11 protein-coding genes are annotated in these 11,170 nt (G+C 51.4%); 4 read left to right on the top strand and 7 right to left on the bottom strand.

What is annotated here, in order from left to right; translation table 11 throughout:
- Both ACQY6F_RS11440 and ACQY6F_RS11435 read left to right on the top strand, forming a co-directional pair.
- A partial coding sequence (locus tag ACQY6F_RS11440) for a PfkB family carbohydrate kinase (RefSeq protein WP_428774478.1) occupies positions 1–202 on the top strand: 202 nt, incomplete at its 5' end.
- 13 nt (positions 203–215) lie between these two features.
- Positions 216–1,223 carry a substrate-binding domain-containing protein gene (locus tag ACQY6F_RS11435; RefSeq protein WP_428774476.1) on the top strand — a complete coding sequence of 336 codons (1,008 nt, stop codon included), beginning with the start codon at positions 216–218 and terminating at the stop codon, positions 1,221–1,223.
- Between the two features lie 146 nt (positions 1,224–1,369).
- Here the strand turns inward: ACQY6F_RS11435 and ACQY6F_RS11430 are convergent, their stop codons facing one another.
- Complete coding sequence (locus tag ACQY6F_RS11430) at positions 1,370–1,792, bottom strand: Hsp20/alpha crystallin family protein (protein ID WP_428774475.1); 423 nt, start codon at positions 1,790–1,792, stop codon at positions 1,370–1,372.
- A 383-nt stretch (positions 1,793–2,175) separates the two neighbouring features.
- Here ACQY6F_RS11430 and ACQY6F_RS11425 point away from each other — a divergent pair, with 383 nt between their 5' ends.
- Positions 2,176–3,006 carry a DUF6279 family lipoprotein gene (locus ACQY6F_RS11425; protein WP_428774473.1) on the top strand — a complete coding sequence of 277 codons (831 nt, stop codon included), beginning with the start codon at positions 2,176–2,178 and terminating at the stop codon, positions 3,004–3,006.
- A gap of 117 nt (positions 3,007–3,123) precedes the next feature.
- Positions 3,124–3,900 (top strand): sulfite exporter TauE/SafE family protein, encoded by a 777-nt coding sequence (locus ACQY6F_RS11420; protein WP_428774471.1) that lies wholly within the window; start codon positions 3,124–3,126, stop codon positions 3,898–3,900.
- Between the two features lie 65 nt (positions 3,901–3,965).
- Here the strand turns inward: ACQY6F_RS11420 and ACQY6F_RS11415 are convergent, their stop codons facing one another.
- The 6 genes from ACQY6F_RS11415 to ACQY6F_RS11390 all read right to left on the bottom strand — a co-directional run bounded on the left by ACQY6F_RS11415 (position 3,966) and on the right by ACQY6F_RS11390 (position 11,154).
- Positions 3,966–4,139: a hypothetical protein gene (locus ACQY6F_RS11415; protein ID WP_428774469.1), complete on the bottom strand. Its 174-nt coding sequence runs from the start codon at positions 4,137–4,139 to the stop codon at positions 3,966–3,968.
- 478 nt (positions 4,140–4,617) lie between these two features.
- Entirely contained in the window at positions 4,618–5,238 is a 621-nt protein-coding gene (locus tag ACQY6F_RS11410; protein ID WP_428774467.1) for an esterase/lipase family protein, read from the bottom strand.
- Between the two features lie 186 nt (positions 5,239–5,424).
- Positions 5,425–8,286, bottom strand: a complete 2,862-nt coding sequence (locus ACQY6F_RS11405; protein ID WP_428774466.1) for an FAD-binding and (Fe-S)-binding domain-containing protein — start codon at positions 8,284–8,286, stop codon at positions 5,425–5,427.
- A 23-nt stretch (positions 8,287–8,309) separates the two neighbouring features.
- Positions 8,310–8,969: a LutC/YkgG family protein gene (locus ACQY6F_RS11400; protein ID WP_428774465.1), complete on the bottom strand. Its 660-nt coding sequence runs from the start codon at positions 8,967–8,969 to the stop codon at positions 8,310–8,312.
- Positions 8,966–10,399: a LutB/LldF family L-lactate oxidation iron-sulfur protein gene (locus ACQY6F_RS11395; protein WP_428774463.1), complete on the bottom strand. Its 1,434-nt coding sequence runs from the start codon at positions 10,397–10,399 to the stop codon at positions 8,966–8,968. Before ACQY6F_RS11395 ends, ACQY6F_RS11400 begins: the two co-directional genes overlap by 4 nt.
- Positions 10,396–11,154 (bottom strand): (Fe-S)-binding protein, encoded by a 759-nt coding sequence (locus ACQY6F_RS11390; protein ID WP_428774461.1) that lies wholly within the window; start codon positions 11,152–11,154, stop codon positions 10,396–10,398. Before ACQY6F_RS11390 ends, ACQY6F_RS11395 begins: the two co-directional genes overlap by 4 nt.
- Between the last annotated feature and the right edge of the window lie 16 nt (positions 11,155–11,170).

Genomic DNA, 11,170 nt, shown 5'->3' with positions numbered 1-11,170 from the left:
TTTTAAAGTAGAAGCGACAGACACAACCGCTGCCGGAGATACCTTTAATGGGGCCTTGGTCACTGGTCTATTGGAAGATATGCCCTTAGAATCAGCAATTAAGTTTGCTCATGCCGCGGCCGCCATCTCGGTAACCCGGTTTGGCGCCCAAACCTCAATTCCGTCCCGGGAAGAGGTCGATACATTCCTAGCCCAGCAGTAAAAGGAGATTTCTGATGGCGACAATGAAAGACATAGCAAAATTGGCCGGCGTCTCGACGTCGACGGTCAGTCATGTCATTAACAAGTCTCGATTTGTCAGTGAAGAAATCTCGGCCAAAGTCGAAAAGGCGGCGGCAGAGCTTAAATATGCGCCCTCTGCGCTGGCTCGCAGCCTGAAAGTGAACCGAACCCACACCATCGGTATGCTGGTGACCACCTCGACTAACCCGTTCTTTGGTGAAGTGGTGAAGGGGGTTGAGCGCAGTTGTTATCAGCAGGGTTACAACCTGATTCTGTGTAATACCGAAGGGGATAGTGAGCGGATGCGGGCTTCGATCAGTACTCTGCTGCAAAAGCGGGTCGATGGTCTTATCCTGATGTGTTCTTCACTGGAGGGAGAACACATCGATATATTTGATAACTATCCCGATATTCCGATCGTGGTGATGGACTGGGGGCCGATGTTGTTTGCCAGTGACAAAATTCAGGACAACTCGCTGCGTGGTGGTTACATGGCGGCTAAGTATCTGATCGACAGTGGTCACAAGCAGATCGGCTGTATTACTGGCCCGCTGATTAAACACCAGGCTCAGATGCGTTATGAAGGCTACAAACGGGCGCTGAATGAAGCCGGTCTGCCGATCAACCCTAACTGGATAGTAGAGTCTGACTTTGAATGTGAAGGGGGCTACCAAGCGTTTGAAAAACTTTACGCCAGAGGTGCGCTACCCAGCGCTATTTTTGTCAGCAACGATATGATGGCGATGGGCGTGATTAATGCCGCCAACAATTACGGCATCCGTATTCCGCAAGACGTGTCACTAATTGGCTACGATGATATTCATATTGCTAAGTTTATGACTCCGGCACTCACCACCATTCATCAGCCTAAATACCGCTTGGGAAAGGCGGCGGTCGAAACCCTGTTGCACAAGCTTAATAAGCAGGGCAGTGAGCATCAGGTGGTACAGTTAGAACCGACGCTGGTGGAAAGAAAAAGCGTCAAACTTATGCCAGCGTAAGCGTGGCAGCCTTTGCGTTAATACCCTTAGGTCCTTTCTGAGACCAACTTGCCTGGCCTCCGGACTTATTAAAACGGTGAATCACCACAAAAGAGTTCATCCGGCGGATAAACAGAGGCCCCTAAAAAGGGGCCGGTGAATTAAGGTCAACTGATTTCTATCCGCTTAGGCTCTTCAACCTCGTGGTCAGGTTTGGGCACCACTACAACCAGGACGCCATCCTCAAACTCAGCATAAATATCTTGCCACAACAGGTGGCCGCCTAGTGAGAAACTCCGCACCAGCTTGCCGTGGTAGCGTTCTTTATGGACGACTTTGTCTTGGTCGGTGATCTGTTCATCACGGGAAGTGGTGGCTGAAATTGTCAGCACCCCATCCTGATACGTGACCGAGATGTCTTCTTTTTTTACCCCGGGCAAATCGGCAATCACCTCATATGCGGTTTCTTTTTCGATCACATCGACGCGAGGAGAAACCGCATCGGGGCCGTGCCGAGGTTGAAATGCAGGGAACGCCTGATCGAATAAACGATAGAAATCTGACCAGGAGTCTTTAGGTACTAAGCTCATGATGACCTCCGTATACACGAACTTACTTGCACTTTAAGTGTAGTCATTTCCCTATTGATATAAAGGTTAATTTTGTCCGGTTTGATGCAAATCAATCCACAGACAGGGATATTTGTATGGTTGGAATCGGGCTGGAACAGGCGTAATTGCTGCTTTCCACAAAGCGCATCAGACAGTAAAAGAAAAACGAAAAAATAGAGTTATTTGAGATCTGGTGGGTTACGTTAACTCCCGGATGCAGCAATAATTTAACTTGGCGGTTTTGGCTTCAGGCTGGCAAATTGAGAACAACTTGCTATGTTATGGCAAGGAGCCGTTAGTGCAAGGAACCGTTAGCGCAATCACCGCGGTGACGCACGGAAAACCGACTGAAAGGAAGTAGTATGAAACGTTGGGGTTACATATTTATCACCTGCTTGCTGCTGCTGGGTTGCAGCACCAGGTTGGTATATAACAACCTGGACTGGCTGGCGCTCCAGTATATCGATGATTATGTCGATTTAAGTGAACCTCAGCAGCAGTTGGTCAGTGACAAAGTCGCGCAACTGAGCGAATGGCACAGAAAACAGGAAATCCCAAGTTATATCAGCCATCTGGATCAGCTATTGTCCACGGATCTTCATAGTCTTACTGCGCAAGATGTCATTTGGCAACAGCAACAGTTCAGGCTGCACTGGCAACGGCTGATGCAAAAACTGGAGCCGGAATTGTATTCGCTTAGTTTGCAGTTGACGCCAGAGCAAATGGAGCAGTTACTTAACAATATCCGTAAGCGCCATATCAAATATAAGCGCCGCTATCAGAATATGTCTGAATCTCAGATTCGTCAGCGCTATACAGAGCGTATCAATGAACAGTTGACGGACTGGCTGGGAACACTCAATCCGGCCCAGAAGCTGCAGGTGGAAAACTGGGCGGCATCGGTAGACATCACCACTTATGACTGGATAGAGTACCAAACCCGTCTGCGTATAGAGCTGAAACACCTCATCGCCCTCAAATCCGATCCGCAGGCCTATAAACAGCAATTCAGTAAGTTGCTTTTGACACCAGAACAATTTTATCAGCCGGGGTTAGCCGACAAACTGGAGCACAACCGGCAGGTTGCCGCCCGCTATGTTGTCAAGATAATGAAGTTGATGGATACACGTCAGGCCGCTCATCTGCGTGATGAGTTGCAGGATTGGAAACAGATAGCCCTTGAACTTATCTGATGCTGCAATCCGTTGGCACCTGATTTGACAATTTCACCACTATAGTCGCATTTACCAAAACGGTCTGAGTAGGTAAAGTGTTGTCATAAATCATCTATTCACAGGATTCTTAAGCCGATGGAGTGGCTGTTACTGTTTCTTGCCGGCGTGTTGGGCGGCATCATCAACTCAGTGGCGGGTGGTGGCAGCTTTATTACCTTTCCCTCTCTGATGTTTGTCGGCGTCCCTCCAATCGTAGCCAATGCTACTAATACCTTTGCGTCTTGTGCCGGTTATTTGAGCGGGGCTTACGGATTTCGCCGAGATATCGCTCGCGATAGCGGACACCTTCCCAGCACGATATTATTCAGTATGTTAGGTGGCGGTCTGGGCGCTTACCTGTTGCTGCAGACGCCGGAAGCCCTGTTTATGGAAGCAATTCCCTGGTTGCTGCTGTTTGCCACCTGTCTGTTCATCTGGGGCGGTGAAATCAACCGCTTTATAAGGCGGCGCGCCTCCCATCATAAGCACGCTTCTGTTGCCGCCATTATGTCGCTGGCTTTATTACTGGTTTTAGTGGCCGCTTATGGCGGCTTCTTCAATGCCGGGCTGGGCATCATTGTGCTGAGTTACCTTTCACTGGCCGGTTACAGTGATATTAATTTGATGAACGGCGTCAAGTTACTGGTCTCCTCCTGCGTCTCTATCTTGGCCATCGCTGTTTTTATCCTGGATGGTTCGATTGACTGGTGGCGCGGATTGGCGGTAATGGCAGGGACATTGACTGGAGGATATTTGGCAGCCCGTGTTTCGCGCAATGTTAAGCAAAAATACGTACGCTGGTTTGTGATTATCTCCAGCTTGCTGATGACGGGTTACTTTTTCTTTGATGTCTATGTGGCGAACAATAGTTGAGTAGTGGAATCGGCGAAAGCCAGCCGGAAGGCTGGCTTACAAGGGTTGCGCGATCTCAGGCCGTATTAACAGCCATGGATAGGGGACAATTGGGATTGTGCAGGTAGCTCAATGCCGCCTTTTTGCTGCGCTTGCTCGACCAGCTTTCTTCGCCGCTGTTCGCTAAGGTCGATTTTATTGGCTGCCGGCGTCTGATCCAGAGCAGCAGGCACCATCACATAGTACTTATTGACTGTCATAACATGCTCCTGTGTATGCATTATGACGAGAAACATAAATTAACCGTATGGTGGTGGCATCATCCGTTGCTGTTTTTTCCGAGGAGGAGCGCGAAAGGGGGAGTGGTAGCAGAACTACACCTTAATTGTGTTTCATATCGGCTAGGCTGCAACGTGGTTGGTATTTTTCAGTTGTCGGCTGGAGCGGAAAATCAAAGCAAAAAAAAGCCTCTCAGAGTGGAGAGGCACAAGGTGTTCTTTGTTTTCAAATATAGGGCTGACGTTGTTAGTAGGAGGTTATGTTTACTAACTGACTTTGAATCTAGTTTTTAATTTGAGATTTCACAAATTTGGGACAAAGAAAAACTTGATAAATTATTCCGTACGTGACTTGTGTATAAATTTGTTGTGCAATTAATATGCAATCCAAAGCGCAACCCTAAGAATTATAAGGTCAAATAACATTGCTGAAAGTGTGGGTATTTGCGCTGTACTGGGCTCAGGGCCGGTAAAAATGATCGTGATGAATGAAATAATCGATCTGATGCGGAACAAACTCACTGTAAATCAGGCTGGTGTGGGTGTTCTGGCACAGAATATGGTCTGTCATGCCGTCGATTTTAGTCTCCGCCACGGTCACGGTTCCATCTGATTGATCCGGTTGGTCGATCAACAGCAGAGGCCTTGCACCTATTGGCATGGTACCGGCGATACAGCCCAACTTTTGTTCAAACTGCCAGCTGTCGTCATGTTCCGCCAAACCAAATTGAGTCGAATTGCCCAGTATAGCTCCAATACCCAGTTGTTGAATCCGGCTGACAATGGATGCTCCTCTGAGCGGTGAACCGATAGCGATAACGTGGGAAACCCGATTTACATCCGGACGCCGGGATGCCAGATAATGTTTAATGACTAATCCGCCCAGGCTGTGACCGACCAGGATATTGGTTTCGTGCTTAGAAAGTGCCCGGTCCAGGCTATGAAACAGCTGTTGCTCGTTTATTGCCACACTATTGTAGGTGAGAACTTTGGTTTGATAGCCAAAACGGCGCAAACGGTGGCTGAGTGGTTTCATTACCACACCGTGCATGTATAAGCCATGTAGAATAATGATTTTCATCGTCATTCCCTTCAGATTCACCCTGCTATCATGCAACGAAATGCTCAAAAAGAACACCCATTTTTATTTTATCGTCGGGGCTATGGTGAGCGGACGCGAGCATCAGCCCCAACGATGTAGTCATAGTGATTTTAATTTAGCTCCCGTCAGGCAATGTCGAAAGCAACACGGCCTAACGGGATTGCTTTAGGCGCTGGTAGATGCTTCGTCAACCAGGTAGAGAATAGACTGATAAACAATCCCGCTGTGATGCGACAATCCTATTTCGCAGGTACGACTGTTGCTAAAGCCCCGCTTACAGTCGGCCGGCACCTGTGCTTTCAGCGGCTCGACTGCGGCCTGATTGAGTTCCGGAGTTGTGAAGCCTTTATCACCCGCCCATCCGCAGCAGTATATGTGCTCAGGTACCACCACCTTGCTTGCACAGCTTTGCGCCAGTTTAAGCATCTTGTCAGCCAGCCCCATCCGGCGTGAGCTACAGGTAACGTGCAGCATTACCGTTTCTTGCAGTGGAGTAATGTTGAGTCTCTCCAGCAGGTAATCGGCGACAAAGCCGGTTGGTTCAAAAATTTTCAGCGGTTTGGTGAATTGCCCCATACTCCGTTTGGCACAGGGGCTGGTATCGATCAGCACCGGATATCGGCCATGTTTGCTGGCTTGCCAGAGGCTCTGCTCCAACTGCTGGGATTTTTGCTCTGCCAGATCAGTCATTCCTTTGCTGTCATAGGGCATTCCGCAGCATTGGTCTGCTAACTGCTCGGGCAAAATTACCTCATAACCGGCCTTAGCCAGTAAAGACAAGGTCACCTCGGTTAACGGGCGCTGATCTTCAGCGCTGGTCTGTTGGCCCATATTGCGACTGGCACAAGAAGGCAGATAGACAACTTTGTTCTGTTCGGTTGAATCGCTTATTTCCCGCGGCATAAGCTGGTAACTGTTCGCTTGCGGCATTTCAGCCAGCCAGGTTGGGGTACGCTGGCCACTTAAGTTATGCAGCTTATCCATCAGGTTAGAAAGACGTTGTTCGCCCAGAGTACGTCCGGCCCAATGATTTGCTTTCAGCCCGATCTTAGCCAAGCTGGTCGTGGCAGAGAAATGATTGGCGGTCCAGCGAGCGATAGGGGTGTATTTCTGATATTTTGCCGTGCGCAGTTTCTTAACCAGATCACCGGTATTAATGCCGACAGGACAGCGGTCGGCGCACAACCCGGTGGCCGCGCAGGTATCCAGGCCCTGGTACTCAAAGGTCTGTTGTAATTCCTGCGCCGAATCGAGTTCACCCGCAGCCTGGCGGCGTTGTAGCTCACGGTACAATACGATGCGTTGTCTGGGGGATAGAGTCAGGCTACGCGACGGACAGACCGGTTCACAGAAACCGCATTCAATGCAGCGGTCAACCAGCGGGTCGGCGGCTGGCATCGGTTTTAGATTCTCTATATGTGCTGTATCGCTGGGGTTGATAATCACGCCGGGATTGAGCAATCCTCGTGGATCAAACAGCGTTTTGATTTTCTGCATCAAGGCGTAACCGTCTTTGCCCCATTCCAGCTCAACATAGGGCGCCATATTGCGCCCGGTGCCGTGCTCTGCTTTCAGTGACCCCTGATATTTCACCGCCACCAGCTCTGCGACGTCATCCATGAAAGCACCATAACGGTCGATCTCCTGCTGGCGGTCAAAGCCTTGTGTGAAGACAAAATGCAGGTTACCTTCCAGCGCATGACCAAAAATGATCGCTTCGTGGTAGTCGTACTTATCAAACAGCGCCTGGAGATCGCGCACGCCGGAGGCTAGGTTGTCCACCGGGAAGGCGACGTCTTCGATAATCACGGTGGTGCCGACTTCACGCACCGCACCGACTGCCGGGAACATGCCTTTTCGAATGCCCCAGAGGGTGGCTACCATCTGACTGTCAGAGGTGAACGGGACAGATTCAATGATCTGGTAGCCTTCTAGTGCGGCCATGACCGCATCACACTGAGCGCTCAAAGCTGCCTGGTCACTGGCGTGCGATTCCACCAACAGGGCTGCGGCTTCCAGGTCGAGTTCGGCGATAAACGCGGGCATGCCGTTTTTGTCCGCGACGGAACGCATCGCGCGGCCGTCCATCATTTCCACCGCTGCAACGGGAGTGGTGGACAGCGTCGTCACCGCCTGACTGGCTTGCTCGATGTCGGCGAATACCATCAGCGCTGAGGCTTTAAAAGGATGTTCGATGACGGTGTTGTAGGTAATTTCGGCGATAAAGCCGAGCGTCCCTTCTGAGCCGATCATCAGGTGTTCGAGTACCTCTATCGGGTCGCTGAAATCCACCAGGGCGTTAAGCGCGTACCCTGTGGTGTTTTTCAGGCGGTATTTGTGCCTGATGCGTTCGGTCAGCTCGGTATTGGCATGGGTTTCTGCGCACAGTGCCTCAATACCGGCCACCAATTCGGCCTTTTCGTGTTTAAAGCGGGTGACGCTCTGCGGGTCTTTGGTGTCGAGGACGAAACCATCAGCGAACACCACCGTCATGCTGTCGACAGTGCGGTAAGAGTTCTGCGCGGTACCGCAGCACATACCGCTGGCATTGTTGGCGGCAATACCACCAATTTTGCAGGTGTTAATAGAGGCGGGGTCCGGGCCGATTTTACGCTGAAATGGCGCCAGGTATTTGTTGGCATCTGCGCCGATAACACCCGGCTGGAGGAGGATTTTATCGCCATTATCGAGGATCTGATGGCCTCGCCAGTCATCGGTGAGGGTAATCAGTACCGAGTCAGACACTGCCTGCCCGGACAGGCTGGTGCCCGCGGCGCGAAAGGTAAAGTGAATGCCCAGTTCGCCGCAGCACTCGATGGCAAAAATGACTTCCTCGAGAGACCGAAGGCGTAGCACCAGCTTAGGAATTAGCCGGTAAAAGCTGGCATCGGTACCGTAGGCAAGACGTTTGGATTCCTGAGTGACGATGCGATCCTGTTCGATACGGGTGCTGAGCAGCTGTTGCAGACGCTGATAATCCGCAGCGTCTGGCTGGTTTAATGTGGCTTCGGTCATTGCTTCAGTCATGGTAACTTCCTGATGAAATTCTCTTATTTATCTTCCAGAATCAGCACGATCAGCTCACTTGGGCCGTGTGCACCATAGGCCAAGGTTTGCTGAATATCGGCCGTTTTGGAAGGGCCGGAAATCAAAAGTGCGTTGGTTGGCATACTTGCCGCCCAGTTTTGCACTTCCATCACTTCCAGAAAATGGTTGTATAACGTTGACGCGTGCATCACTGCGACATGGCAGGGCGGTACCAGAGACAAAGTCCGAGGTTCGTGTTCACTTGGCCACAATACCAATGCACCGGTATCGGCAATACCCGCCAGAACGTGAGTGACGCCAACATCGATTTGGTCAAACAGCGGAGTTTTCCACTGCTCAATCGCCTGGTTGTATTCCGTCAGTTCCACTGCCTGTAGTCCCTGGCAAAATGTGCTGTGCCACTCACCGTCGGTGCCGATTGCCGCCCGCTGCCAGTTTTTCTCTGTACAAAGCCCGCTTAACGTGTCACCAAGCGCCTTGCTTTGAATGGTTCGCACATCGGCATGACTGGCTGTGAGCGCGGCACAGAAACGATTCATTTTCTCTTGCTCACTTTTGCTGCCATCAAAACCCCACGGTTCAAACGGGAGATGTTCAGAGTTTTTCGGTAGGGTGTTGGCTTGTTTGAGTCGTTCTAAAATCTGGTTGCGGGCGCGGCTCATGATTGACCTCCCTGACGTTTCTTTTCTGCCATGATGTGATGAAGCGATTGTTTGGCTGGTTTTGGCGCCGTGCGACACTGGGTCCATGGCCCAAGCTTGCTCGGCATCAACGCACGCAGTTTGGTGGCTGCGCCAGTCCCCAGATGATACAAACCAGGATGAGTTGCGGCGTAGGCAAAACTCTTCATCGCCATACGCTCTGTACCAGAGGCGGCGGACTTCTGGCCCCGGATAGCTTCGTGACCCGGTTTGGGATCGTTCTTCGCTTCACGGCGCAGGCGCTGCAGCATCTCCGGGATCGGAATCCGCACCGGACACACCTCTCCACATGCGCCGCACAGGCTGGAAGCGGTGACCAGATCTTTCGTTTGTTCCAGCCCAAGCAGGTGTGGCGAGATAATTTTACCGATAGGGCCCGGGTAGACGGTACCGTACGCGTGGCCACCAATTTTGGTGTAAACGGGACAATGGTTCATACACGCGCCGCAGCGAATACACTGCAGGGTTTTGCGCATCTCTTCGTCCTGATAGGCCTGGCTGCGGCCGTTATCAAGCAGTACCAGATGCACTTCTTGTGGGCCATCTTTTTCACCCGGTTTGCGAGGGGAGGTGATCATGTTGAAGTAGGTGGTGATAGCCTGACCGGTCGCCGAGCGGGTCAGCGCACTGTACAGCGGCGGCACGTCAGCAAGCTTTTCCACCACTTTCTCGATACCGGTAATGGCAATATGCACGTTGGGCACCGTAGTGGACATGCGGCCGTTGCCTTCGTTCTCCACCAGACACAATGTCCCGGTTTCTGCCACGGCAAAGTTTACTCCGGACAGGCCGATATCCGCGTCATGAAACTTCTGACGTAGCCGTGACCGCCCGGTCTGGATCAACTCGTCGACATCCAGAGTAGGGGTGAATCCGTCTAGATTGTTGGCGAAGGTGTCACTGACTTCCTGCTTATTTTTATGAATCGCGGGCATAATGATGTGCGACGGTTTATCACCGTCGAGCTGCACTATGTATTCGCCCATGTCACTTTCCAGACATTCAATCCCCAGCTTGGCCATTTCATGGTTGAGCTCTACCTCCTCACTCACCATGGATTTGCCTTTGATGATCATCTTAGCCTGGTGGCGCTCGGCAATACCGGCAATGATCTGGTTGGCCTCTTCAGCGTTTTGTGCCCAGTGAACCTGTATGCCGTTGGCCAGACACTGGCTTTCCAACTGCTCCAGTAAGCTCGGCAGTTTACTCAGGCAGCGCTGGCGAATGGCTTCAGCCAGGTCGCGTATCGCTTTCTCTTCGTTGGGATCGGCAAATGCGGTTTGGCGCTTGTCTCGCAAATAATCCATCGCACCGCGAAAGTTCATTCGGATCTGCTGGTCATCCAGGGCGTTTTTGGCCTGGCGATGAAAATCTTGTGGCGTCTGGCTCATGATTTCTCTCCTTGCGTCCGTTGCAGAAGAAAGCTGGCCAGGTGGCGGCCACGCAGTGCTTTACCCTGATATTCCAGCGCACCGTTGATATTGAGCATGCAGCCCCAGTCGGCACTGACCAGAGTGTCTGACTGGGTATCGCAGATGTGTTGTGTTTTGTCTTCTACCATCGCCTGGGATATGTTGGGATGACGAACAGAGAACGTGCCGCCAAAGCCGCAGCATTCACTTTCGTATTGCTGCATCCGTAATTCGACGTTGTCCAACTGGCCGAGCAGCTCGGTTGCGGTGACGTGAACATTCATCTCACGTCGCGCAGCGCAGGAGGTGTGCATTACGACTGAGGTGGGTTCCCCCTGATCCTGCAGTTTCACCCGGCAGACGTTAACCAGAAATTCGGTCAGCTCAAATACACGGTCGCAGAAGTGGTTCACTTCAGCTTCCTGAGCCTCGCCTTGAAACAGTCTGCGATAGTGGTGATGCATCATACCGCCGCAGGAGCCGGATAGTACGATGACTGGATAATCTTCTGGGAATAACGCGATCTGACTCAGGGCGACTTGTTTGGCTTCGTCATCGTAACCGGAAGTGTAAGCCGGCTGACCACAACAGGTTTGTTTTTCAACGAAAATGACTTCAATCCCTTGCTGCTCAAGAAGCGTCATTGCGTCAAGACCCGCTTCCGGGTCAAAAAGGTCCACCAGACAGGTGGCATAGAAATAAACCTGTTTAGGTTTGACGGGGTAGATGCGCATGCGCTCCTCCAATGTT

The sequence above is a fragment of the Vibrio sp. genome (genome assembly GCF_050299255.1).
In the GTDB taxonomy this organism is placed as follows: domain Bacteria; phylum Pseudomonadota; class Gammaproteobacteria; order Enterobacterales; family Vibrionaceae; genus Vibrio.
Note: the sequence above shows the minus strand (reverse complement) of the source record. Positions and strands in the feature narration are given on the sequence as shown.